23 protein-coding genes and 2 pseudogenes are annotated in these 24,234 nt (G+C 73.7%); 14 read left to right on the forward strand and 11 right to left on the reverse strand.

All coding sequences use genetic code 11. The features are described from left to right. A pseudogene (locus EAO77_RS21315) lies at positions 1-549 on the forward strand (hypothetical protein); the annotation flags it as partial. 85 nt (positions 550-634) lie between these two features. On the opposite strand, the gene EAO77_RS21320 reads toward EAO77_RS21315, so the two are convergent. Further along, entirely contained in the window at positions 635-1,696 is a 1,062-nt protein-coding gene (locus EAO77_RS21320) for a DUF2382 domain-containing protein (RefSeq protein ID WP_147989901.1), read from the reverse strand. Positions 1,697-1,829: 133 nt separating this feature from the next. Here EAO77_RS21320 and EAO77_RS21325 point away from each other — a divergent pair, with 133 nt between their 5' ends. The 5 genes from EAO77_RS21325 (at position 1,830) to EAO77_RS21345 (ending at position 6,301) form a co-directional block, all read left to right on the forward strand. Beyond that, entirely contained in the window at positions 1,830-2,216 is a 387-nt protein-coding gene (locus tag EAO77_RS21325) for a VOC family protein (protein ID WP_147989902.1), read from the forward strand. Further along, positions 2,213-2,854 (forward strand): TetR/AcrR family transcriptional regulator, encoded by a 642-nt coding sequence (locus EAO77_RS21330; RefSeq protein WP_147989903.1) that lies wholly within the window; start codon positions 2,213-2,215, stop codon positions 2,852-2,854. The genes EAO77_RS21325 and EAO77_RS21330 overlap by 4 nt, the downstream gene beginning before the upstream one ends. A gap of 117 nt (positions 2,855-2,971) precedes the next feature. Beyond that, a complete protein-coding gene (locus EAO77_RS21335) occupies positions 2,972-3,163 on the forward strand; it encodes a hypothetical protein (RefSeq protein WP_147989904.1) in 192 nt (63 codons plus the stop codon). Positions 3,164-3,385: 222 nt separating this feature from the next. After that, a complete protein-coding gene (locus tag EAO77_RS21340; RefSeq protein WP_147989905.1) occupies positions 3,386-5,644 on the forward strand; it encodes an MMPL family transporter in 2,259 nt (752 codons plus the stop codon). Positions 5,645-5,752: 108 nt separating this feature from the next. Continuing rightward, positions 5,753-6,301: a VanZ family protein gene (locus EAO77_RS21345; protein WP_187283344.1), complete on the forward strand. Its 549-nt coding sequence runs from the start codon at positions 5,753-5,755 to the stop codon at positions 6,299-6,301. 19 nt (positions 6,302-6,320) lie between these two features. Here EAO77_RS21345 and EAO77_RS21350 read toward each other — a convergent pair whose 3' ends face one another. Beyond that, a complete protein-coding gene (locus tag EAO77_RS21350; RefSeq protein WP_187283345.1) occupies positions 6,321-7,037 on the reverse strand; it encodes a class E sortase in 717 nt (238 codons plus the stop codon). A 254-nt stretch (positions 7,038-7,291) separates the two neighbouring features. Here EAO77_RS21350 and EAO77_RS21355 point away from each other — a divergent pair, with 254 nt between their 5' ends. After that, on the forward strand, positions 7,292-7,831 hold the full coding sequence (locus EAO77_RS21355) for a CAP domain-containing protein (RefSeq protein WP_261994082.1): 540 nt from the start codon (positions 7,292-7,294) through the stop codon (positions 7,829-7,831). Positions 7,832-7,852: 21 nt separating this feature from the next. Here EAO77_RS21355 and EAO77_RS21360 read toward each other — a convergent pair whose 3' ends face one another. The 5 genes from EAO77_RS21360 to EAO77_RS21380 are packed head-to-tail and all read right to left on the reverse strand — an operon-like array spanning position 7,853 to position 11,647. Beyond that, entirely contained in the window at positions 7,853-8,911 is a 1,059-nt protein-coding gene (locus EAO77_RS21360; RefSeq protein WP_147989906.1) for a serine hydrolase domain-containing protein, read from the reverse strand. Continuing rightward, entirely contained in the window at positions 8,908-9,822 is a 915-nt protein-coding gene (locus EAO77_RS21365) for a DUF6895 family protein (RefSeq protein WP_147989907.1), read from the reverse strand. Before EAO77_RS21365 ends, EAO77_RS21360 begins: the two co-directional genes overlap by 4 nt. Next, positions 9,819-10,751: a DUF6895 family protein gene (locus tag EAO77_RS21370; RefSeq protein WP_147989908.1), complete on the reverse strand. Its 933-nt coding sequence runs from the start codon at positions 10,749-10,751 to the stop codon at positions 9,819-9,821. Before EAO77_RS21370 ends, EAO77_RS21365 begins: the two co-directional genes overlap by 4 nt. Continuing rightward, positions 10,748-11,443: a hypothetical protein gene (locus EAO77_RS21375; protein WP_147989909.1), complete on the reverse strand. Its 696-nt coding sequence runs from the start codon at positions 11,441-11,443 to the stop codon at positions 10,748-10,750. The genes EAO77_RS21370 and EAO77_RS21375 overlap by 4 nt, the downstream gene beginning before the upstream one ends. A 12-nt stretch (positions 11,444-11,455) precedes the next feature. Further along, a complete protein-coding gene (locus tag EAO77_RS21380; RefSeq protein ID WP_147989910.1) occupies positions 11,456-11,647 on the reverse strand; it encodes a hypothetical protein in 192 nt (63 codons plus the stop codon). 437 nt (positions 11,648-12,084) lie between these two features. Between EAO77_RS21380 and EAO77_RS21385 the strand changes: the two genes are divergently transcribed. Next, positions 12,085-12,477: a hypothetical protein gene (locus EAO77_RS21385; RefSeq protein ID WP_147989911.1), complete on the forward strand. Its 393-nt coding sequence runs from the start codon at positions 12,085-12,087 to the stop codon at positions 12,475-12,477. A gap of 69 nt (positions 12,478-12,546) precedes the next feature. Further along, entirely contained in the window at positions 12,547-12,714 is a 168-nt protein-coding gene (locus EAO77_RS38760; RefSeq protein ID WP_187283346.1) for a hypothetical protein, read from the forward strand. A 60-nt stretch (positions 12,715-12,774) separates the two neighbouring features. On the opposite strand, the gene EAO77_RS21390 is transcribed toward EAO77_RS38760, so the two are convergent. Further along, positions 12,775-13,311: an ATP-binding protein gene (locus EAO77_RS21390; RefSeq protein ID WP_147989912.1), complete on the reverse strand. Its 537-nt coding sequence runs from the start codon at positions 13,309-13,311 to the stop codon at positions 12,775-12,777. Between the two features lie 144 nt (positions 13,312-13,455). Here EAO77_RS21390 and EAO77_RS21395 point away from each other — a divergent pair, with 144 nt between their 5' ends. Further along, positions 13,456-13,689, forward strand: coding sequence for a DUF397 domain-containing protein (locus EAO77_RS21395; RefSeq protein ID WP_147989913.1), 234 nt, complete (start codon positions 13,456-13,458; stop codon positions 13,687-13,689). Positions 13,690-13,780: 91 nt separating this feature from the next. After that, positions 13,781-14,685: pseudogene (locus EAO77_RS21400) on the forward strand (helix-turn-helix domain-containing protein). Between the two features lie 81 nt (positions 14,686-14,766). Here EAO77_RS21400 and EAO77_RS21405 read toward each other — a convergent pair. Further along, entirely contained in the window at positions 14,767-15,579 is an 813-nt protein-coding gene (locus tag EAO77_RS21405) for an SAM-dependent methyltransferase (protein ID WP_147989914.1), read from the reverse strand. A 335-nt stretch (positions 15,580-15,914) separates the two neighbouring features. On the opposite strand from EAO77_RS21405, the gene EAO77_RS38765 reads away from it, so the two are divergent. The 3 genes from EAO77_RS38765 to EAO77_RS21415 all read left to right on the forward strand — a co-directional run bounded on the left by EAO77_RS38765 (position 15,915) and on the right by EAO77_RS21415 (position 21,580). Continuing rightward, complete coding sequence (locus EAO77_RS38765) at positions 15,915-16,073, forward strand: hypothetical protein (protein WP_187283347.1); 159 nt, start codon at positions 15,915-15,917, stop codon at positions 16,071-16,073. Positions 16,074-16,328: 255 nt separating this feature from the next. Then, positions 16,329-20,774, forward strand: coding sequence for an aminotransferase class I/II-fold pyridoxal phosphate-dependent enzyme (locus EAO77_RS21410; protein WP_261994083.1), 4,446 nt, complete (start codon positions 16,329-16,331; stop codon positions 20,772-20,774). Continuing rightward, entirely contained in the window at positions 20,771-21,580 is an 810-nt protein-coding gene (locus tag EAO77_RS21415) for a class I SAM-dependent methyltransferase (RefSeq protein ID WP_147989915.1), read from the forward strand. Before EAO77_RS21410 ends, EAO77_RS21415 begins: the two co-directional genes overlap by 4 nt. On the opposite strand, the gene EAO77_RS21420 is transcribed toward EAO77_RS21415, so the two are convergent. Both EAO77_RS21420 and EAO77_RS21425 read right to left on the reverse strand, forming a co-directional pair. Further along, positions 21,559-22,647, reverse strand: coding sequence for a glycosyltransferase (locus tag EAO77_RS21420; protein WP_147989916.1), 1,089 nt, complete (start codon positions 22,645-22,647; stop codon positions 21,559-21,561). The genes EAO77_RS21415 and EAO77_RS21420 overlap by 22 nt on opposite strands. 598 nt (positions 22,648-23,245) lie before the next feature. After that, a complete protein-coding gene (locus EAO77_RS21425; RefSeq protein WP_187283348.1) occupies positions 23,246-24,103 on the reverse strand; it encodes a glycosyltransferase family 2 protein in 858 nt (285 codons plus the stop codon). Positions 24,104-24,234: the final 131 nt, after the last annotated feature.

Raw genomic sequence — 24,234 nt, forward strand, 5'->3', positions numbered from 1 at the left:
CCGCAGACCCGGACCGCGCAGACCCCCTCCGTGCCGCCGCCGCCCCGCGTCCCCGCCGGCCCGGTGCGCGGCGTGATCGCCGCCGTGGGCAGGCCCGTTCATGCGCCGCCGGCCCCCGCCGCAGCGCACGACCCGCACGCCGCGATCCTGGACGCCGCGCGGGCCGGGCGGCATGCGGAGGCCGCCGCGGCCGCCGCCGCGTGCGAGGGGGATGCGCTGCGCACCCACGGGCCGACCTCCGCGCAGGCGCTCCACTGGCTGGAGGTGCGCGCCGATCTCGCGCGTCTCGCCGGCGATCCGGCGCGCAGTTGCGAGCTGTGGATGACGGTCGCCGACGGCCGGCTCCGCCGGCAGCAGACCACCGACGACCCGGACGTCGAGGGCGCCGTCGACCGCGCGCACCACCAGTGGGAGCAGATCCGCGACGTGGCGCGGGCCCGTCGACTCGCGCCGCCCCTGGTGCAGTTGCGCCGCCGCGTGCCGGGACGGCAGCGCGGCGCACTGAAGTTGCTCCAGCACCGGCTGGAGCAACTTCAGCACCTGGGGTGATCCGGCGGCGACGGGCCCGGCGGACCAGGTCCGCTCGTTCGGGTGGGCGGCCTCGGCTTCCGGGGCCCGTCGTCACCGCCTGGCGTCAGGCCGGGCGCTCACGCCCCTTCTCGTCGGGGATGTCGGCCTCGATCATCTCCTTGCGGACACGGCCGGTGACGGTGGTCTCCTCCGTGCGCTCCTCGACGGTGAGCCGGACACGCTCGACGGGCTCGGCGCGGGTCTCGACGACCGCACGCTCCTCGTAGAGCGTGACGTCGTGCTCCGCCTCCGAGATCTCCGGGCCGGAGAGCGCCGAGTCACGGTTGGCCTCGGTGATGGGCTCACGTTCCAGGCGCACCTCGGTGTGGCGCAGCGGCACGCTCTGGCTCTCCTCCTCGGTGACGACGTACTTGCGCAGCCGTGCGTGGCCCACCTCGTGGCGCTCGGTGCCGACGTGCATGTGCTCCTCGGACCGCGTCATCGCCATGTCCGTGTCGCCGGTGCCGTGCGCGGAGGCCGCCGCGGTGTCGCGCCCGGAGGCCGCCGCGGTGTCGCGTCCGGACGCCGTCTCGGCGCCGCCCGGCATCGCGGTCGTTCCGGCCACCGTCGTGTCCTTGGCCCGTGCGTGACGCGCCGTGCCGGCCGCCCCCGCGGCTCCGCCGCCGCCCCGCTTTCCGCGCGCCCCTGCCGCACCGGCGGCACCGGCCGCACCGGCGGCACCGGCCGCGCCTGCGGTGCCCGCGTCGCCGGGAGCGCCCGCGGTGCCCGCGTCCCCCGCGCCGTCCGTGGCCGAACCGTCCGCCGCCCAGCCCTTGTCGGGCCGGTTGGCATCGCGCCAGGCGGCGTCCCAGTCGAGGCTGTAGTGCTGGTAGAGCCGCTCCTCCTCCTGCCGGGAGAGGTGTCCGCTCGCATCCACGTCGACGTCGGGCGCGTCCTTGATCTTGTCCTTCGAGTACGGCACCTCCAAGTGGTCCTCGACCATCGTGGCGTTCTGTATCGGGACGAACGATTCGCCGGTGCCGAGCAGGCCGGTCTGCACGCTGACCCAGTCGGGCTGCCCCGTGGCGTCGTCGACGAACACGTGCTTGGCGTTGCCGACCTTGTTGCCTTCGGAGTCGAACACCGGGTGGTCCAGCACCTTCGGGATCTGCTCTCGCGTGATCATGTCTCTCCCTCTTCCGTGGAGTCCCTCAGCAAGCGGGTAACCATGACAAAACACCCCAAACGCCATATGCGGCCCCGGCGTTCCCGTGTTACGATCCGTTCCGCAACGGAATGGAACTTCGGGGAGGGTCATCGTGCGCGTCAAGGATTTCGATCATGTGGTGCTCAACGTCGAGGACGTCGAGCGTTCGCTCGCGTTCTACTGCGGTCCGCTCGGTCTGGAGCCCGTCCGTGTCGAGGAGTGGCGGGCCGGGAAGGTGCCCTTCCCGTCGGTGCGGATAAGCCCCACCGCGATCATCGATCTGTTCCACCGCCCCCGTGGCACGTCGAACGTCGACCACATCTGCCTGGTCGTCGACCCGCTCGACTGGCAGGAGGTCATCGACTCCGGGCGGTTCACCGTCCTGGACGGCCCGGTCGGCCGGTTCGGCGCGCGGGGTGACGCCCAGTCGGTCTACGTCGAGGACCCGGACGGCAACACGGTGGAGCTGCGCTGGTACCCGCAGGACGTCCCGGCATGAGCCACGTCGCGGCCGGCCGCCCCCGGGACCCGGCGATCGACGCCTCGGTGCTGGCCGCGACACTCGACGTCCTCCGCGAGCACGGGTACGGCGGCTTCACCCTGGAGGCCGTCGCGGCCAGGGCCGGGACCACCAAGCCGACGATCCGGCGCCGCTGGCCGGTCCGGCAGAACCTCGTGATCGACGCGCTCGCCGCGGTCCTCGTCGCGCCTCTTGCCCCGGACAACGGCTGTACTCGCTGCGATCTGACCGCCAGCGTGCGTCTGCTCACCGAGGCGCTGGACGAGCGCCTGCCGCCGGGTGTGCTCGCCCCGCTGCTCGCGGACTGCTCGCGCGACCCGGAACTGCACCGGCGTCTCGTCGAGACGGTGGTGGAACCGAGCCGGCAGGCGGCGGTGACGGCCGTGCGCCGCGCGGTCGGCCGGGGCGACCTGCGTGCGGACGTCGACCCGGACATGCTGGTGGACCTGCTCGCGTCCGCGGTCTATCAGCGGGCGTTGCTCGGCGGCGGCGCGCAACGGCCCGTCCCGGCGCAGCCGTTGGCCGACCTGCTGCTGCGGGGGGCAGCCGTCGACTTCGACCGGCTGGTCCGCATCAGCGAGTTGCCTCCCGAGGAGCGGCACGCCCACCGGCACTGACACGGCCCGTCCCGGGCGTATCCGCCCCCGATCACTGTCCGTATTCGACAGATATGCGAAGAATGCACGGCCGTGCAAGGCTGATCCCGCCCCTACCCCACCTCGAAGGAGAGACTGATGGGTATCAAGGACCAGTTCCAGGACAAGGCCGAGCAGCTCAAGCAGGAAGCGCAGAAGCGCAGGGGCGACGCCCCGGAGCGCGGCCGCCAGGACCGGGAGAACGACCGGCAGGAGCAGGAGCGCGGACGTCAGGAGCGTGAGCCGCGCCAGCAGATGCTGGACGAGGACCAGGTCCGCCACCAGAACTGATCCCGCTGCGCGAAGACCTGGAGGGGCGCACCCGTCACGGGTGCGCCCCTTTCCCGTCCCCGACGCCCCTCCGCGCCGAGCGGACGGAGTCACCCGTTCCCCCGCGCCGGCGTGCCGGCGAGGCCCGGCCGGACTTCACTGTGTGCGTCCCCTCCGTCCCGCCCGCACGGCCCCAGCCCATCCACCGCTTCGCCTGCCGGAGCCCGACGTCCCGGAGCCCCGATGTCGTCAACGGCGTCCGCCCCGACCGAGCGGCCCGGAGCGCCGCGCCCCGGGGGAGCACTGCGGAGTGTCGGTGAATGGTGCGCCCGCCACTTCGTCGTCGTCCTCGTGCTGTGGGTCGCCGCCGTCATCGGCGCGCAGGCGCTCGACCGTGTCTGGGGCGGCGACTACTCGGACAACTTCGCCCTCCCCGGCACCCAGTCGCAGGACGGCCTCGACGTCCTCCAGGCCCATGAACCGTCCGCCGGCGGGTACGGCTCGCAGATCGTGCTGCACGACCCGGACAAACCGCTGACCGACGTCTCGGACCAGATCTCGACCACGGTCGCCGACCTCCAGAAGCTGCCGCACGTGCTGTCCGCGCAGAATCCGCTGCCGCCGCCCGGCACACCGCCCCCGTCCTCCGGCACCGCCGACGTCGGCCCGCTCTCCACCGACGGGAAGACCGCCTACATCACGATCCGGTTCGATCAGCAGCCCTCCGTCCTCGGCTCCTCCTACCTCGGGGGCATCGACGACTCCGTCGAGCCGCTGCGCTCCGCCGGCGTCACCGTGGAGTACGGCGGGTCCCTCGGCGAACTGGCCCGGCCCGAGGCCGACGACCGCACCAGCGAGGCCATCGGCTTCGCCGTGGCGATCGTCGTCCTGCTGATCGGCTTCGGCAGTGTGGTCGCCGCCGTCCTTCCGCTGGTGACCGCCCTGCTCGCGGTGGTCTGCGGCCTCGGGCTGCTCGGTCTGCTCGCCGCGGCGACCACGTTCGCCACCGTCTCGCCCACCCTGGCCACCATGATCGGCCTCGGCGTCGGCATCGACTACGCCCTGTTCCTGATCACCCGCCACCGGCAGAACCTGATGGACGGACAGGATCCGGTCGCGGCCGCCGGACGGGCCGCGGCGACCAGCGGGCACGCCGTCCTGGTCTCGGGGTGCACCGTCGTGATCGCCCTCTCCGGGCTCTGGGTCTCGGGCATCTCGTTCATCGGCAAACTCGGTCTGGCCGCCGCCGTCACCGTGGTCACCGCCGTGCTCGGCGCCCTGACCCTCGTCCCCGCGATGCTCGGCCTGATCGGCCGCCGCATCGACCGGCTGCACGTGCGCAGACCGGTGGCCGAGACGGAGACCTCGCCCGGTGAGGAGGTCCAGGGCACCTGGCACCGCTACGCCCAGCGGGTCGAACGGCGGCCCTGGTGGTTCCTGGGCGGCGGGGTGGCCGTCCTGGCCGTGCTCGCCATCCCGTTGTTCTCCATCCAGCTCGGCCACATCGGCGACGGCGCCGACCCCGAGTCCTTCACCGACCGCCGCGCCTACGACCTGATGTCCTCGGCCTTCGGACCGGGGTCGAACGGCCCGCTGACGCTGGTGGTCGACCAGACCTCGGTGCCCCAGTCGGACCGCTCGGCACTCGCCGGCCAGGTGCAGGACGCACTGAAGAGCGTCCCGGACGCCGCCGTCATCACTCCGCCCGAGGCGACGTCCGACGGCGACGTCCTCATCGCCACCGCGTACTCCGTGGCACCTCCGCAGGACGAGCGCACGACACGGCTCACCGACCACCTCGCGGACGACGTGCTGCCCGGCGCCGTGGCCGGCACCGACGCCACCACCTACGTCACCGGCACGACGGCCGCCCAGGTGGACTTCCTCGACATCGTCTCCTCCCGGCTGCCGCTGATCATCGCCGTCGTCGTGGGGCTGGCCTTCCTGGTGATCCTCGCGGTCTTCCGCGGAGTGCTCGTCGCCGTCAAGGCCGCCGTCCTCAACGTGCTGTCGATCGCCGCGTCCTACGGCGTCGTGGTCGCCGTCTTCCAGTGGGGCTGGGGCGGCCCCGCGCTCGGCGTCTCCGGCGACGTGCCCATCGAGAGCTATGTGCCGATGATGATGTTCGCCATCGTGTTCGGGCTCAGCATGGACTACGAGATCTTCCTGCTGTCCCGGGTCCACGAGGCATGGGTGCGCACCGGGGACGCCAGGGCCGGTGTCGCCCACGCGCTGGAGATCACCGCCCGGGTCATCACCTGCGCCGCGCTGATCATGGTGAGCGTCTTCGCCGCGTTCGTCCTCAGCGACAACATCGTCGTCAAGATGCTCGGCCTCGGTCTCGCCGCCAGCGTGCTCATCGACGCCACCGTGGTCCGGCTCCTGCTCGTCCCGGCCGCCATGACCCTGATGGGCAAGGCGGCATGGTGGACGCCGAAGTGGCTCGACCGGCTGCTGCCCCACATCGACCCCGAGGGCCCTTCGGACACCGGGGCACGCTGAGCGACCCGCTCCCGCAGCGCGCGCCCGTCCCGCCACATACCGGCGGCCACAGGGGGTAACCGCACCCCTGTCGTGGACACAGCACAGCGGGACGAAGTGGGGGCAGTCATGGGGCGCTCGGGAGCGAACACCGGCAAGGACTCGTCAGCGGTCGAAGGGCCACCGGGCGACGCCGCCCCCGCGGGGCCGTGGTTCCGGGCCGCCGCCGTGCTGCTGGCGTTCGCCGGCACGGTGGCGTTCAGTCTGGTGCTCGCCCGGCTGACCCTGGAGCCGTCGGCCGCCTCCGAGCACCTCACGCACAGCAACCTCCAGCCCGGTGACTCGATCCGCGCCTATCTCTCGCAGCCCGCGCTGAAGGACACCGTCAAGCAGCTCGGCGGCAACATCGCCCTGGGCGTGCCGTTCGGGGTCCTGCTCCCGGTCCTCGCGCCCCGCGCCCGCGGCCTGGTCCGGGTGGCGGTGCTGACCGCCCTCGTGATGGTCTGCGTCGAACTGGTCCAGGGCTCGGTGATCACCGGTCGCGCGTTCGACATCGACGACGTCATCCTCAACACCAGCGGCGCGCTGATCGGCTATCTGCTGCTGGGCCGCCGGCTGGGCCGCGCGGTGCACCCGCGCCGGACCCACTGGTGGCACCGCTGGACCCGGCGGGCCTGACGGGCCGCCCCGGCGGCCGTCACGGCTCGCGCAGCACACCGATCTTGTCGATCCGGTGCTCCGGGTTGCCCCGGTCGTCGCGCCAGTGATTGCCCGCCGCGTCGTCCTCGGGGGTGGCGCACGTCGAGATCGTGATCATGGCCCGGGTCGGCTCGCGGCCCGGGTGCCCGGGCACCGCCGCGCGCTGCTCGGCCAGCGAGCGCTCCGAACGGAACGAGGTCTGCCGCGTCCCGGTGATCTCGTACTCGAAGACCTCGCCGCCGAGGGTGACCCGCACGACGTCGCCCTCGTCGAGCGCCGGCAGATCGCGCAGCGGCCCGCCGGCGGACAGCCGGTGGGCGGTGACCAGGTAGTTCCCCACCTCGCCGGGGCCGACGCCGCCGTTCTCGCCGTACGGGGACGCGCCGAGCCCGCGGTTCTGGATCCGGGTGCCGGGCCAGTCGTCCGTCGTCCCCTTGTACGGCACGACCTCCAGGGCCTCCAGTCCGATCTCCGGGATGGACAGCAGCGCCGCCCGTGTCCGGGGGTCGGGGGCGGGGGAGGGCTCGGCCTGCGCCGGCCGGCCGGCCGGTCCGCTCGCCGCGGTGAGCGGCCGCTCGGCGGCCGTGGCCGCGGTACGCGGGGAGGACGCGGCCGGGGCGGGGGACCGCTCGGCGGCGGGCGCGCCGGCGCAGGCGGCCAGCGGCAGCAGCAAGGCGCCCGCGAGGGCGGCGGGAAGGATGCGCAGTGCAGTCATGGGCGTTCCGGATCGGGGCCGGGGACGGTGGCGGCACCCCGCGCCGGGGCGGGTGACCGGGTCTCGCTCAGATGTTCCATCGTATCGGACATCGCGGACATCCGGTTGTCCCTCCATCGGGGGAAGGCCGCCGGGTCGGCGTCGCGCGGGCGCCGGGCGTGCCACGATGACGATCATGCCCGGGGCGGCCCGGGGGCTCCTCCGGTGTGCCTGTCCGTCGCCCGTACGCCTGTGACAGAGAGCGAGCCCGGCCCGTGCAGTGCCGCCGATCCGCCGCCCCCGTACTCGCCGCTCTGCTCGGCGTCATCGCGCTGCTCGGCGGCTGCACGTCACGCGAGCCGGTTCCCGCCGGGAGCGCGGCGGCCCTGCTGACGGTGCCGGGCGCGGGCGCCGGCGGACGGAGCACGGCGGACGAGTACGCCCGCCGCGTCGTGACCCTCGTCAACGCCCACCGCGAGCAGGCGGGCTGCGAGCCGCTGCGGGTCGACGACCGGCTGGCCGCCGCGGCCCGCGCGCACGCCGGCGACATGGCGTCCCGCGGCTACTACGAGCACAGGAGCCCCGAGGGCCGCGACGGAGGAGACCGCATCACCGCCGCCGGGTACCGCTGGAGCCGCTGGGCGGAGAACATCCACAAGGGCCCCGACGGGCCCGAGGCCGCCGTCACGGGCTGGCTGGCGAGCCCCACCCATGAACGGATCGTCGCCGACTGCGCGTTGAAGGACACCGGCGTCGGCGTCAGCCTGGAGCCGGGCGGCCCGTGGTGGGTGCAGGACTTCGCCACGAGCGGCTGACCGCGCGGCCCTCCCGTGCCGTCAGGCCCGTGCTCCGGAGTCCCGGCCCGGGGCGCCGGCGTCCGTGAGCAGGCCGTACGCGACGGGGATAAGCCGGTCCCGCAGCCGGAACCGGCGCGTGGACACGGCCACCAGCGCGGTGCCCGTGTCGGGGCTGAAACCCAGGAACGCCTGCTGCCCGCTGGTCGCGCCGGAATGGAAGTACACGTGACCGTGGTCGGTCGCATGACGGAACCACGTCAGCGTGTGCACATGGCGGTGCCGCGGCCCGCGCCGCAGCACCGGCCGCCGCACCTCGCGCAGCGCCCCGGCCAACGGATGGCCCTCCGGACGGAGATGGGCCTCCAGATAGCCGAGCAGATCGTGCACGGTGGCCCGCACCGCGCCCGCCGCCGCGAAACCGCCGATGTCCAGCGGGGGAGTACGCCGCACCCCGTCCGCGCCGTGGCCCGTGGCGTCCGTCCCCGGTCCGGCGGGCCGCAGCGCGGTCCCGGACAGGCCCAGCGGCCGCAGCACCCGGGAGGACAGCAGCTCGTCCCACGGCGTCGCCTCGGCCACCGACAGCGCGTGCCCGAGGGAGGCGACGGCGAAGTTGGAGTAGCGCCACCGGGTGCCGGGCCGGTGGCGCGGCCTCGCCCGCAGAAAGGCGCGCACCACCCGGTCCGCCGGGTAGTGCGCGTACGGATTCGTCGCCCAGCGGCGCACCGCCTGCGGATAGAAGTCCGCGGGCAGCGGCGGCAGCCCCGAGGTGTGGGTGATCAGATGCGCCAGCGTGATCGGGTTCCGGCCGAGGGCGCGCCGCGGGTCGAAGCACCGCGCCGCGGGCTCCGCCCCCGACAGCCGCCCCGACGCCTCCAGGTGGGCCAGCAGCAGCCCGGTGAAGGTCTTGGACGCCGAACCGATCTCGTACCGCAGCCGCTCACGCGGGACGGCGGGCGCGCGCCCGGTCCCGCCGGTGAGCACCGTGCGGCGGCCGTCGCGCGAGAGGCCGAACACCACGTCCGGGGCGTCCACCGCGTCCACCGCACCGGCCAGCGCCTCCTCGTCGTCGACCGCCCCGGCCCCCGGAGCGGCGGTCATCCGGCGAGCCGGTCGAGCGACCGCGAGGTGGCGAGGACGGAGGCGAACGCGGCGACCAGCGTGGGGTGGTACAGCACGTCGAACACGTCCTGCGGGTCTCCCGTGGGGGCCTCTCCCACCGCCGGCATCGAGCCGTCCGGCAGCTGGGCCGCGGCGAACCCCTCCCACACCCGCTCGTCGAGCGCCGGCCGGGGCAGACAGGCGTCCACCACCAGCAGTTCGCCGAGCAGGTCCCACCGCCGCAGGTCGAGCCAGTCGTCCAGCCACACCGGCAGCCACTCCGCCAGATATCCGGCCAGGTCGTCGGGAAGGCCCTCGGGGCGCTCGCCCCAGTCCGTGAGATGGAAGACCGTGTGGGTGACGGCGTACGCCGTGTGCCCCTCGACGGTCCACGGCTCCGGTCTGCGGCCCAGCCAGGTGCGGCGCAGTGCCTCCGCCGGATCCAGCGAGCACTCCAGCCCGAAGCGCCGCTCGAACGCGGAGAGCCCCAGCCGGCGCACGGCGGTGACCTCCAGCGCCGCCCAGCTCGTCAGCCGGTGGTTGAGCCGCACCGCCTGCTCCAGCTCCGGCTGCGAGTAGCCCAGTTCCCTGAACGGCAGGTAGACCTCGAACGGTACGGGGGAGACGGGCTCGGTCCGCTGGGCGCGCACCAGCATCCGCCCCCCGTCCAGCACCTCGCGCCAGGCGTGGTCGATCAGCGCCCGCGCCATCGCCGACTCCCGCGAGCCGGAGACGCCTTCGCGGAACAGCACCTTGCAGATCAGCGCGAGCTCGCCGACGGGCTTGAAACGCTCCAGGAAGCCGGTCTCCGGGTCGGCGTCGGGCTCCAGACGGAAGCCGTCGCGGTGGGTGTGGAGCCAGGCCACCGCCCGCTGCCCCACGTCGTGGAAGAGGCGGGTGGCGGTGGTCATGACGGGACCTCCGGCCGCTCGGGGGAGCCGGAGCGGGCGAGCGCGAGGGCCGAGGCGAAGACCGCCATCAGCGTGGAGTGGTAGGTGCCCGCGAAGTCGCGGCGCACGGGACGCCCCGTCCGGCCGGGCCCGACCTCCGGGATCGCACCCGACGCGTCCTGCACCCCGGAGAGTTCGGCGAAGGCACCGGACAGCATCCCCGGGTCGGGCACGCTCGGCAGGGCCGCCGCCACGGCCAGCAGTTCACAGCTGAGGTCCCACTGCTCGTCCTCCAGGCACGTGTCGAGCCACGGCGGGAGCCAGTCGTCGAGATAGGCGACGACGTCGTCCGGCACGGCCCCGATGTCGTGGCCCCAGTCGGTGAGATGGAAGACCACGTGGGTCAGCGTGTACCCGGCGGCGCGTTCGAAGGTCCACGGTTCCGGCAGGCCCCCGAGCCAGGTGCGCCGCAGCACGGCCCCGGCGTCGTCGGGCACCGGCAGTCCGCAGCGCCGCGCGGAGTTGAGGAGGCCGAGCCGGCGGTTGGGCTGCTGCTCGGTCAGCCGCCAGCTGCGGGTGCCCGCGAGCAGGGCCGCGTAGGAGTCGTACCCCGGGTGCCGCAGGCCGGCCGAGGCGAAGGCGGCGTAGATCTCCAGGGGATAGGTGGCGGCCGGTTCGAGCCGCTGGAGGTCGAGCAGCAGCGCGCCCTCGCGGGTCTGCTCCCAGGCGAAGGCCAGCAGCCTGCCCGCCCGTTCGTGCAGGGCGGTGCCGGGCGCCGTCCGCGCCTGCACGGTGACGCAGACCTGCGCCAGCTCGCCCAGCGGCTTCCAGGAGCGGTTCACGTCGGCCTCCGGGGCGAGCGCGTCCTCGCCGAGCCGGAAGTCGTCCCTGTTCTCGGACACCCAGCCGAGCGCGGAATCGGCCAGGGCCCTGATGCCGGCAGCGCTCACCGCGGCTCCCCTTCCCTGAGCAGGCGTGCCGCCTCCAGGTGCAGCAGCACGCGGGCGTCCGCGCCGCCCATCTGCCCGACGAACTCCAGCCCGGCGTCGAGGCCGAGCGTGTCGGGGACGCCGTCGGACAGCACCAGCCAGCGCCCGGCCGCCGCGGCCTGGAGCCAGTCGCGCCGCCGCAACGCGCGCACGAAGCCGCGGGCCACGTCCAGGGGCCGCTCCCGGGCCGCCCGGGCGACCGCGGAGGGTGAGCCGGGCAGGGCGAGAGCGCCCAGGACCGCGAGTTGGTGGGTCAGCTGCTGCCAGGGGGCGCCGTCGAGCCAGGAGGCGTCGGGCTCCGCCTCGCCGGCCGGGGCGGCGGCGGACCCGCCGAGACGCGCCAGCGTCCGCGTCATCGCCCAGTGGCTCCAGCGGGTCGTGGGCGCGGCGTCGGGGGCCGGCGGGAAGCCGACGACGGCCTTCTCGAAGCCGGCCAGGTCCTCGGGAGCGGACCTGCCGCCGGGCAGGAGGGCCGGAAGCATGGCGTCCGCCCCCAGTACACGTGTCGCCGCGAGGGCGAGATCCTCGTCGCCGGCCGGACCGGTGGCCGTGCGGAACGCCACCAGGTGGTCCCCGCTCCGAAGAGCGGAGACCACCTGCGAAGCGAGTTCCTGCACTGCCTCCGTCAGACGGGACGTGCCGGGCTGCTCCATTCGTGACTCCCGTCAGCCCTTCTTGGGCCGCGGCGTCGGGGGCGAGAGCAACAGGGCTCCGCCGCCCGAGATGAGCGCCAGAGCCGCGCACTCACGGGTGTCACGGTAGAAGCCCTCGGGCTCGACCGGGTTGAGCGCTGCTTCGAGGTCGGTGTCCAGGGCCGTCGTACGCGGCTGCTGAGTCACAGGCTTCGTGGAAGACATGCCATCCCCTTTCGGGATCCATGAGCAGATGCAGTACCAGTGGAACGCAGTCGGCAGAACCTCGCAAATGGCGCAGACCTGCGCGAATGTCGTGAAATATTCAAACGCCCGGCGGCACTTGGTCGCGTGCGCCCGCGTGCGCCATCGGGTCGCGCGCGAGGCCGCGCAATCAACCACGGCGGAAACAGGCCGAGTTGTCACCGTCCTCCCCAGAGACTCGGTGAGGCGGACGCACGGGGGCTCATACCCCGGGGGCGCTCGCGCCCCGTCGGTTCACGCCCCCCAGCGCCGACACGGACCGTGACGAACCGGCCGGGGCGGCGCGCCGCGCGCCGGGGGTTCGGCCCAACGGCGTCCCCCGATGGAGCGGTTCCGCGGGTGTGCGCGCCGCGGCCCCGTCCGTCTTGGGCAGGGGACGCATGTCCAGGAGGTTCGCCATGACCGCCCCCGTGTCCGCGTCCGTGCCCGCCGTGCCGTGCCCGCGTGCCGCCCGGCGGGTGCGGGGGCCGGCGGCACTGTTCGTCCTGCTGTCCCTTTTCTCCCTGTTCGCCGTCGCCGCCGGCGTAGCCCCGGGTCCGGCTGCTGCGCTCGATGCGCGCGCGCCGGTGCAGGCGCCGCTCGACACGGGCGGTCAGGGCGAGGAGGCCGAGACGGGGCAGGCGTCGGCGCGCCCGGACCGGGCGCGGTCCCGGGCCGCCTGCCCGGCCCGCAGGGTGGTCCGCGCCTCCCGTGACGACCGCCGCTCGGCGCCGGCCGCGAGGCGCCCGGCGCCCGGCGTCACCGCCCGCCCCGCCGCCCGTGCGGTGAGCTGCACGGTGCTGCGCTGCTGAGGGGGCCGGGCCCGGTGTCACCGGGCCCCGCCCGTCCGTCATCCAGCGACAGCAGTGAGGTGTACGCCCATGCCCATCGATCCCTTCGCGGCGCTCCACGCGATGGTGCGCGCCGAAGCCGCCAGGACCGCCGTGCCCGAGGACGCCGACCACCGTGCCGAGCCGCGCGCCGAACGGCGACCGGACGCCCCGGGGGAGCCCCGCCGCGTCATCGGCGGGGAACCGGCGGCGAGTTGACCGCACCGCGCCTCCCGGCCCGTCCCGGGAGGCGCGGCTCCCCGCCGCCGGATACGGGTGTCAGCCGGGGAGGGACAGGGTCGCCCACACCGTCTTGCCGCGTGGTTCGGTCGGACACCAGGACCAGCTGTCGCACAGCGCGCCGACCAGCGCGAGCCCCCGCCCGCCGGACGACGAGGCGTCCGCGGCCCGGGGCCGGGGCGGTTCCGGGCTCGGGTCGGTGACCGCGCACACCACATGGCGCGGGTGCCGGAACAGGCCCAGCCAGACCGGGTAGTCCGACCCCTCCGGGGCGCCGGGTCCGAGGGCGTGCCGGACGGCGTTGGTGACGAGCTCGGTGACGAGCAGATGCATGTCGCCGGTGAGCACCGGCAGCGACCACCCGTCGAGGGTGGCGCTGACGAAGCGCCGCGCCTGCCCCGCGTTGCGCGGGTCGCCGTCCAGACCGCACGCCGCGAACCCGCCGAGCGCGCAGGGCGGCGCGTGCCCGCAGAACTCCGTGGAACGCGCGGGTGCCACCGCCTCCGTGCCGGCGTGCCCGATCGCTTCTCCGTGCCCTGTGCCACTGCTGACGCGGTGCGGCAGATGAATCGTCACGGGTCATGTCTCCCTGGAGGATTCGCTGTTCGACAGCCGGCGCTGGACGAGTATTGTCGACCCGTGTCCCATCATGCAATTGCATCTGGGATTGCACCGGAGGAATGGCGGAACTGGCGTACGACTGGCGAGGGGCTGGTACGAGTGGAGTTCATCAACGGAATGGCGGCCGGGGAGCTGACCGGAGCCGTCTGGGTCAAGAGCAGTCACAGCAACGCCACGGGCAACTGCGTGGAGCTCGCGGCGCTGCCGGACGGGAGCGTGGCGATGCGCAACTCCCGTGACCCGCACGGTCCGGCCCTCGTCTATACGCGGGACGAGGTCGCCTCGTTCGTCGCGGGCGCCAGGGACGGTGATTTCGACGCCATGGTTGGCTGAAATCTTTTCCTGTCGGGGCTGTTCGGCCATTGGTGCGAGCGGCGATGTGCTGGGATACTGGCGCCTTCCATAGTCTCCGCAGGAGTGTGCGATGACTGCCGCCGATCCGAGTCCGTCGCTGTTCGTCCGGCCGCTGGGGGCGGTCGAGAGCAACCCGACCGCCCTGAAGCTCATCCTGGGCGGCAAGTTGCGCGAACTGCGGACCGGCGCCGGCCTCGACCCGGCCGACGTCGACGAGAAGCTCGGCTTCTCGCGGTCCAAGACGAGCCGCATCGAACTCGGCAGGCACGGGTGCAAGCCCTCCGACGCCGAGGCGCTGCTCGGTCTCTACGGCGTGCGGGACGAGGAGGACGTCGCGGAGTTCATGCGGCTGGTGCAGCAGTCGCGCCAACCGGACTGGTGGCGGTCGTTCGGCGACGTGCTCTCCGACTTCTTCACGCCGCTGGTCGCCCTCGAGGGCGCCGCCGCGACCATCCGCACCTATGAACCCTTCTACATCCCCGGACTGCTCCAGACCTCCGCCTACACGCGGGCGGTCATCGAGTCGGGGCCCGGCCATCTGCTGGCGCACGAGATCCGGCGCCGGGTGGACCTGCGGCAGGAACGGCAGCGGCAGCTGGACCAGCCGGACGCGCCGCGGCTGTGGGCCGTGATCGACGAGTCCGTGCTGATGCGCTCGGTCGGCGGGGCCCAGGTGATGCGCGATCAGCTGGTCCATCTCCTCGCGATGATGCGGCGCCCCGGGTGACCCTCCAGATCGCTCCGCTGGACGTGACGGCCGCGGTGGGCGTGGGCACGGGCGTCAGCTATCTCCGCTTCGCCCTCGGCGACCTCAAGGACGCCGTCTACATCGAGCACCTCACCGACAGCACGTTCTCCCAGAAGCCCGCGACCGTCGAGCAGTACCGGGACATGCTGGACCGCCTCGGCGCCTGCGCGCTCACTCCCAAGGAGACGACGGAAAAGCTGGAGGAGCGCCTCTCCTCGCTCGGCTGAGCGCCGCCGCGGCACCCGCACAGCGAGAAGCCGGTCCGGTGGCCGCCCGCCCGGGCGGCCACCGGACCGGCATCCGGGGTCCTACACGATCCGGGCGACGCCGCCCCACTCGATCCACTCGTCCGTCTGCTGCACGGGGGCGAGGTCGGTGTCCGGACGCCAGGTGGACACCTCCACCAGCCCCGGCTCCAGGATCTCCAGGCCGTCGAAGAAGCGCGTCACCTCGTGCTCCTCGCGCACCCGGCCCCAGTGGCCGCCCGTCGCCTGCTCCATGAAGTCGGTCACGAAGGCCCTGATCTCGGGCCGGTCGCTGACCAGCTGACACACCACCAGGAAGCTGCCCGGGGCGAGGCGTTCGGCCACGCGGCGGACCAGCGCGGCCGGGTCGTCCGCGTCCGGGATGCAGTGCATCACCGAGACGAACAGGGCGGCGACGGGCCGGCTGAGATCGATCAGCCGCTTCGTCTCCTCGTGACCGAAGACGGCCTCGGTGTCGCGCATGTCGGCCTGGATGACCGCCGTGCGCTCGTTCTCGTCGAGCAGCGCCCGCCCGTGCGCGAGGACGATCGGGTCGTTGTCGACGTAGACCACCCGTGAGTCGGGGGCCACGGCCTGGGCGACCTGGTGCACGTTGTCCTGCGTGGGGAGGCCGGAGCCGTGGTCGATGAACTGGCGTATGCCGTAGTCGGCGGCGAGCATGCGGACCACCCGCCGCAGGAAGCGGCGGTTGTTCACGGCCAGGACCTTGGTGCTCGGCACCTGCTGGAGCAGCTGCTCGCAGGCTTCACGGTCCGACTGGTAGTTGTCGTCGCCCCCCAGGAAGTAGTCGTACATGCGTGCCACGCTCGGCACCTTGGTGTCGATGGCGTCGGGGCTCCACGACTCGCGTTGCATCCAGTCCTCACCCGCGTCGATAAAGATTCGGCCGTTGGGACGAACATGCTAGGGAGCGCGCGGACACCGGTACAGGTGATTGGCCGAGCCCGGGGCCCTGCCGGTCGCCTTTCGGCCACACACTGGCCGATGCGCGCGCGGCGGCCCCGTCCGCGGCCGTGCGCCCCCCCGGCGCCCGGGGTCGTCCGCCGCCGGGCGGTCCCGGGGTGCGGGGCGGAAGCGGGGGCCGCCGACATGCGGGCAGGTGGGGACCCCGTACACTCGCCGGTGCTCTGACGGCAGGGGGCGATCCCCGTGCCGTCGGGCGAACCCTGCAACCGACGAAAGGACCGACAGTGAGCTCCGCCGACAGGGCTGACGCACCGATCTACGACGGCCTGGTCGAGGAACGCGGCGACGTCCCCGCCGATGTCCGGCGCACCGCGGAGGAAACCCTTCGCGAGGTGGGCCGCACGCTCGACTTCGACCTCCAGGGCGCGGGCGTGCTGCGCTGACGCCGCCCCGGCGCCCGACTGCCCGAACCGGGTCCTTTCGGTCACTCTGCCCCGCCTTGCCCTGCTTTGGCGGGAGGCGCAGAGTGTACATAAAGGACCGAATCGTCACGGAATCGGGCATTCACTGGCGTCGAGACGCACCGGGCGGGCACTGTGCAGCAGCCTCCAACGCGCGACAAGCCGCCCGGCCCCGGTCCTGCGAACCGCCCTGCCCTCCGCACGGGCAGCGACGATCCGCCCGCCGCCCACCGGCGGATGATGCTGATCTACGTCCTGTGCGTCATCCCGCCGACCATCGTGTACCTGGCGGTCCCCGAGCGGCACACCGTGGCCTGGGCGGCCATCGGTCTCGGCAGCGTCGTCGCCATCCTCGCGGGCATCCATGTCAACCGGCCCGCACGGCGCTGGCCCTGGCTGCTCCTGGCGGCCGCCAACTTCACCTTCACCGCCGGTGACACCTCGTACAACATCCTGGAGACGTTCACCCACCAGGAGAACCCGTTCCCCTCCGTCGCCGACCTGCTCTACCTGATCACCTATCCCCTCTTCGCCGCGGGGATCTTCGGCTTCATCCGGTTCCGCTGCGTCTCGCGCGACATCGCCAGCCTCCTCGACGCCCTGCTGCTCACCAGCGGCCTCGCACTGCTCTCCTGGGTCCACCTGATCCACCCGCTGTCCGAGGACAGCTCGATGAGCTGGTACGAGAAGGCGATCACCATCGCCTATCCGCTCGGCGACGTCCTCATCCTCGCCATGCTCGTACGCCTGCTCACCCTCGGCGGGATGCGCGACAGATCCGTCCAGCTGCTCACCCTCGGCACCATCGGAATCCTCGCCAACGACGTCGTCTACGGCCTCCTCCAGCTGGAGGGCACCTGGCGGGTGGGCACCTGGATGGACCTCGGCTGGGTGGTCTTCTTCACCGCCTGGGGCCTCGCCGCCCTGCACCCGTCGATGGTCAGACTCACCGAGCGGGCGCCCGAGCAGCCGCCGGGCATCGCCCACCGCAGGCTCGCCGTCCTGGCCGCCGCCTCCCTCGTCGCCCCCGCGATGCTGCTCTTCCAGTCGCTGCGGGGCAATGCTCAGGACACGGCCGTCACCGCCGCGTTCTCCGCCGTGATGTTCCTGCTGGTGCTGGCCCGGCTGTGGGGACTCGTCACCGACCACCGCAAGGCCGTCACCCGGGAGCGCGGGCTGCGGGTCGCGGCCGCGTCGCTCGTGGGGGCCGTCACACCCGAGGACGTCGCACGCTCGGTGCACGCCGCCATCGGCGCCCTGTTCACCCGGCCCGTCGAGCACAAGGCGCTGCTCCTCGTCGACGTCGGCGGGCGCCTGAGCCCGGTCCCCGCCGAGGACGGCACCTGGCACCGGCATCTGCCGCGCGCCGGGGAGGAGGGCGCCGACGGGGACGGGAAGCCGCCGGCCCTGCCGGCCCGGGGGACGAGGCTCGTCGCCGTCGACGAGCTGGGTCCGGAGATCGCGGCCGCCGCGGCGCCGCTGCGCACCGGGCTGCTGTGCCCGCTCGTGGTCGAGTCGTCCGACTCGCGGTCCGACGTCACCGGCGCCCTCCTGCTCGCCGCCTCGGAAGAGGTCGGGGACCTCGCCGGAGCCGTCGAGTCCCTCGCCTCCCAGGCCGCCCTCGCCCTGGAACGCGTCGGGCTCAGCGAGGAGATCAACCGGCGCAAGAGCGAGGCGTACTTCCGCACCCTGGTGCACAACACCTCGGACGCCATCCTCATCCTGGACGACGACAACACCGTCCGGTACGCGAGCCCCTCCGCAGACGGCATGTTCGGCGGCACCTCCTTCGACGCCACACCGCTGACCCGGCTCGTCGAAGCCCGCGACCGCGAGCGTGCCCTGCGGACCCTCGCCCGGGCCCGCCAGGCGGACGCCCCCGACCTCCACGACGACTGGCGCGTGCTGCGCAACGACGGCTCCGGGGTCGACGTCGAGGTCCGGTGCAGCAACCTCCGTCACGAGCAGACCGTGCACGGCATCGTGCTCACCCTGCGCGACGTGACCGAGCAGCGGCAGCTGGAACGCGAGCTGACCCACCGTGCCTTCCACGACGCGCTCACCGGCCTGCCCAACCGCCTCCTGCTGCTGGAGCGGATCGAACGGGCCCTGCTGCGCGGCCAGCGCAACGCCACCCTGACCTGTGTCCTCTTCGTCGACCTCGACGACTTCAAGGTCGTCAACGACATGATGGGACACTCCGTCGGCGACGAACTCCTGGTCGCCGTCGCCCGGCGGCTCACCGGCACCCTCCGGCTCAGCGACACGGCCGCCCGGCTGGGCGGCGACGAGTTCGCCGTGCTCATGGAAGGAGTGAAGGAGCCGTACGACGCCGAGGTGCTCGCCGCACAGGTCGTCCACGCCCTCGGGCGCCCGTTCCGGCTCGGCAACGGCTCGCACAGCGTCTCGGCCTGCGTCGGTGTCGCCACCGCGGCGGACGGGGCGCAGGCGGAGGAGCTGCTGCGCAACGCCGACCTCGCCCTGTACGCGGCGAAGACCGCAGGCAAACGGCAGTGGCGCCGCTACCGCCCCGACCTCCACACCGGCATGGTGGAACGCCACGAGCTGCAGGCCAGCATGGACACGGCGATCAGCGAGGAGTCGTTCGCCCTGCGCTACCAGCCGATCGTCGAACTGGCCGGAGGCACCGTCGCCGGATTCGAGGCGCTCGTCCGCTGGCCGCACCGCAGGCGGGGACTGGTGCCGCCCGCCCAGTTCATCTCCCTGGCCGAGGAGACGGGTCACATCACCCCGCTCGGCGCCTGGGTGCTGGAGCGCGCCGCCACCGAGGTCGCCCGGTGGCAGCGGGCGCGCCCCGGCTCCGCGCCCTTGTACCTCAACGTCAACGTCTCCCCGCGGCAGTTCGCCGACCCCGGGTTCGTCGACGGCGTGCGGCGCGTCCTGGAGACCTCCGGCCTCGCTCCCGGGTCGCTGGTGCTGGAGCTCACGGAGTCGGTCCTGGTGCGCAACGAGCAGATCCGGGCCGCGATGCAGGTCCTCAAGAGTCTCGGGGTGCAGCTCGCCATCGACGACTTCGGCACCGGGTTCTCGTCGCTGAGCTATCTGCGCGAGTTCCCCATCGACGTCCTGAAGGTCGACAAGTCCTTCATCGACGACATCGTCACCGACGGCCAGCAGGTCGCCCTGGTCGAGGGCATCGTCCGCATCGCCGACGTGCTCGGGCTGCAGGTCATCGCCGAGGGCATCGAGAACGGCGGCCAGCGGGACCTGCTGTCCGCCATGGGCTGCCGCTTCGGACAGGGCTTCCTCTTCGCGCACCCCATGACCGCCACCGAGGCCCAGCGCTTCCTGGACGAGGGGCACACCTGGCAGTCCGCGCGGGTCGCCGGCCGCCAGGGCCACCGGGGCCGCGGCCGCCGGCCCGCCGGCAGCGGCGTGCGCAGCGAACAGCGCTGGCGCGACCTGGCCAGGCTCCAGCAGTCCAGCCGGATGTGCGACGCGGTGATCGACGAGGTGCGGGGCCGGCGCATCCGCAGCGAGGGGCAGTGGCTGATCGACTTCGCCTCGTGCAACTACCTCGGGCTCGACCTGGACCCCGAGATCATGGACGCGGTCGAACCGCAGATCCGGCGCTGGGGCACCCACCCGAGCTGGTCCCGCCTGATCGGCAACCCCCGTCTCTACCCCGAGATCGAGGAGCGGCTCACCGGCCTGCTCGGCGCGCCCGACACCCTGCTGCTGCCGACGATCACCCTCATCCACGCGTCCGTCATCCCCGTCCTCGCGGGCCGCGGCCAGGTGTTCGTCGACGCCAGGGCCCACCGGACCATGTACGACGGCTGCCTGGTGGCCCGTGGCCAGGGCGCGTCCGTCATGCGCTTCCACGCCGAACGGCCAGAGGAACTGCGGCAGTTGCTCGCCGAGGCGCCACGCGGCGTCCCGCTGCTCGTCTGCATCGACGGCGTCAACAGCATGACCGGCAACCTCCCCGACCTCCAGGCGCTGGCCCGCATCTGCCGCGAACGCGACGCACTGCTGTACATCGACGACGCGCACGGCTTCGGGGTGATCGGCGAGCGGGACGCCGAGGAGACGTCCCCCTACGGCGCGAGGGGCAACAGCATCGTGCGGCATCTGGGCATGTCCTACGAGAACGTGATCCTGGTCGCCGGCTTCTCCAAGGCGTACTCCTCGCTGCTGGCGTTCCTGACCGCCCCGCCGGCGCTCAAGGCCCATCTCAAGGTGGCGGCCGCGCCCTATCTGTACTCCGGACCCTCGCCCACCGCGTCCCTCGCGACCGCGCTCGCCGGCCTGCAGGTCAACGACCGGCGCGGCGACGAACTCCGCTCCGACCTCTACCGCAAGACCGCCCGGGTGCTGGACCACGTACGCGGGCTGGGCCTCGCCACCCCGAACACGGACGGACTGCCGATCATCGAGCTCCCCCTCGGCGACGACAGCGACCTCGACGCCGTCGGCGACTTCCTGTGGCACCGCGGCATCTACGTCACCCTCGCCGCCTATCCGCTGGTACCGCACGACCAGGTGGGCTTCCGCATCCAGATGACGGCCCTGAACACCGACGAGGAGATCGACGAACTGAACGAGGTGCTCACGGCGCTGACCGACCGTTTCCCGCTCAAACGGCTCTCCGGCCCCCACGGCGAGCCCCTGGCACCGGTACGGGCCGAACGCTCCGTGGCCCGCCGGCACCTGCCGTGAGCGGCCCCGGACCGGAGCCCCCGGGCGGCCGCGCGCCGCCCGTCGCCGCGCGGCGCAACACCGACGCCGACTGGGACCGCTGGCCCGTGCACGACTACCTGCGGGAGAACTACCGCGCACTGCACCCGTGCGACGCGGCCGTCATCCGCCATCACGCCGCGTTCTACCGCACCCTGCCCCCCGGTTCCGTCGCCGCCTCGGTCGAGTGCGGCGCCGGGCCCAACCTCTATCCGCTGATGTCGGCCGCCGCGGCCTGCCGCCGCATCGACGCCCTGGAACCGGGCGCGGCCGGACGGGCGTACCTCCGCTCCCAGCTCTCCGGACAGGCCGACGCGAGCTGGGAGCCCTTCTACGCGCTGTGCCGCGAGCACGACCCCGCCCTGCCGCCCCGGCTCGACCAGGCGCTGGCCCGGGTGCGGGTGGTGGCGGGAGACCTGTCGGGCGCGCCGGAGGGCGCCTACGGCCTCGCGTCCATGACGTTCGTCGCCGAGAGCGTCACCGAGAGCGGCGAGGAATTCGCCCGCCTGTGCCGTGACTTCGTCCGCCAGGTCCACCCCGGCGGGCTGCTCGTCGCCGCCTTCATGGCCGGGATGCCGAGCTACCGGATCGGCACCGGCCCCGTCTGGCCCGCCTTCCCGGTCGACGCCGCCGCCGTGCGCGACGCCTTCGCCCCCCACACCGAACGGCTGCGCCTCACCCGGGTCCCCAAGGACCCCACCCTGCCCGAGTACGGGGACGACGGGATGGTCCTGCTGCGTGCGGTGCGCCGCGGCCGGCCCGGGCCTCAGCCCAGCAGCTCGCGGTAGAGGCGCGTGTACGCGGCGGCACACCGGTCGGAGCCGAAACGGCCGGCGACCGTGGTGCGCCCCCGTTCCGCGATCCGGTCCCACCACCAGGGACGGTCCAGCAGCTGACGCAGCAGATGACCGGTGTGGTGGGGGTCGGCCGCCGGGGTGCGCAGCACCGTGTCGCTCAGCCCGGCGAACTGCGGCAGATCGCTGAGGATCACCGGCCGGCCCGTCGCCAGCGCCCGCAGCACCATCGGCGGCACGTCCGCCCGCCCCGTCATCCGCCGCGGCACGTACAGCAGCACGTCCGCCGCGGCGAGCAGCCCGGGGAGGTCCCCGATGCACCGCAGGACCTCCATGTCCAGCAGCCCCTCCCGGGCCGCGATGCCGCGCAGCAGGTCCTCGGGCTGCCGGCCGCCCGGACCGTCCCCCGTGAGCGCGAGCACCAGCTGGAACTGGGCGCCCGCCCGCGCCGCGACCCCGGCGGACAGCATGGCCTCCTCCGTGCCGCCGTCGCCGATCGCGAGGACCATGGGCGGCGTGCGGTCCTGCCGCCGCCGCAGCGGCCACAGGTCGAGCCGGATCGAGGGGTTCACCACCCGCACGTCGCCGAAGCCGGCCGCCGTCAACTGCCGGGCGGTCGCGTCCGACAGGGCGACCGTCCTCCCCAGCGGCCGGCAGCCGGCGAGATCGGCGGGCTCCACCGCGGCGGGGACGGTGTGCAGCACCGGGCGGCGGCCCGCCACCCGGGGCCACGTCCGGGAGAAGGCGGCGAAGCCGGGGCCGACGGGCAGCACGGCGTGCACCAGATCGGTGCGCCGGGCCGCCAGCAGGGCCGCGGCGAGGATCTGGAGCCGGACCGAGGCGGACGGTGTGCCCTCGCGGCTGACCACGGACACGCTCTGTCCGCCGGGTGCGTCGTCCGCCCGCCGGGGCCTGCCCCACCAGCGGCGGAACCACGCGTACTCGATGTGCGGCACGGTGCAGAGCAGTTCGCGTGCGAGATCGGTGCCGGGGCTCTCCGGGCCGTCCAGAGGCGTTCCGGTCAGCAGCAGCACCCGGGCGGCGGCACGGTCAACGGACATGCGGCCCACCCCGCCGGTGCGCGGGACCTGACGGTCCGGTGGGTCGTGCCGGCCCCGCGCATCGCCGCGGACCGCGGTCGTCGCCGGTGCGGCGGTGGTGCCGGGTGGTGCGGGGGCCGTGCCCGCCGTAGGCCGGGGCGTACAGGCGGGTCGTGCGGCCCGGGGCAGGGTCTGGACAGCCGTCCGAGTCGTCGGACCCGCGCCCTGCGGCGGAGCGCGCGGCGACCGAACGGGAGCGCCTGCGCCGTGCCGTCGCGCACCGGCCGCGGGCGGCGGGGCGCCGGTCCGGCGCGGCGTGGGGCGGGCGGTCGGTGGCCCGCCGTGCGGGATGCGTCCCCGCCGGCCGGCGCGTGGCGAGGGCAGGATGCGCGGGCCAGTCGGACACCCGGCGCAGCGGGTGCGGGACCGGCGGCGCCGCAAGGCGGCTGACCTGCTGTGAAGGCATCCGAACCTCTTCCCGTACCGCTCGCTGATCCGTACCGGGCCCGAGCAGGAAGGGCCGCGTACGGCACAGAAGCCTGTGATTCAGCCTAAACCCATAGTTTTCCGGGCGTCAATGATGCCGCTTTCCCCGGGAACCCGGGGGCGACCGCGGCGCTCACACCCTGTCGCCGGACGTCGGCACGGTGCCGTCGCCGTGCGGCGCGCTCCGGCCGGGAAAGCGCCCGGGCCGGGCCGGCAGCAGCCGCAGCAGGCGCGGCAGCCCGCTCCGGGGACGTTCGCGCAGCATCGTGCGCAGGATCCGCGTGCCGTCGCGGAAGGTCGCGGCCCGCAACGCCTCCGGGGGACGGGCGTGTTCCATCCCCGGTACCTCCGTGACCCGCAGCCCGTAGTGAAGCGCGTGGACGACCATCTCCGCACCCAGCTCCACGCCGTCCGGCCGCAGGTCGAGCACCGGGACGAACTCGCGCCGGAAGGCGCAGAAGCCGTACCACAGATCGGTCAGCCGCTGGCCGTACAGCCGGCGCGCCACGAACAGCAGCAGCACGTGCCCGGCCCTGCGGACCAGCGGATAGCCCGCGCTGCACCCGCCGGCGATGAAACGCGAGCCCTTGACGAAGTCGTAACCGCTGTCCAGATAGTGCACGTAGTGCGGGATCTCCTTCGGCGACATGCTCCCGTCGGACGCGATGAGCACCAACCGCTCGCCGCAGGCGGCGAGCATCCCCGCGTGCGGCACGTCGCCCTTCCGCGCCCCCGGCTGCTCGACCCTGCGCACGGACGCCGCGACCGCCGCGGGCACCCGGACGCGGTCCAGCGCACGCGCGTCTCCGACCAGGACGATCTCCTCGACGCAGTCCGGCACTTGTCCCAGGAGCCAGGCCGCCCCGCGGGCGTCGCCCCGCACCGGGACGACGAGGGAGACCGAAGGGCGCGACGGAGCGGGGACCGGGGCTGCGGTCGCGGCCGGGTCGGGGGCGCGGTCCGTGGCCCGGCGCAGCGGATGACTGACCAAGGCGATCGCCTCCGGCGGAGCCGGCCCGTGCACCGACTGGTGCACTCGGCCGTTTTCATGATGCTGCCGACGCGCACGGAGGGTCAAGCGGGCCGGGTCCCGCCCGCGCCGAGCGGCGCGGAGGGTGTCGA

The organism is Streptomyces sp. T39 (assembly GCF_008042045.1).
In the GTDB taxonomy this organism is placed as follows: domain Bacteria; phylum Actinomycetota; class Actinomycetes; order Streptomycetales; family Streptomycetaceae; genus Streptomyces.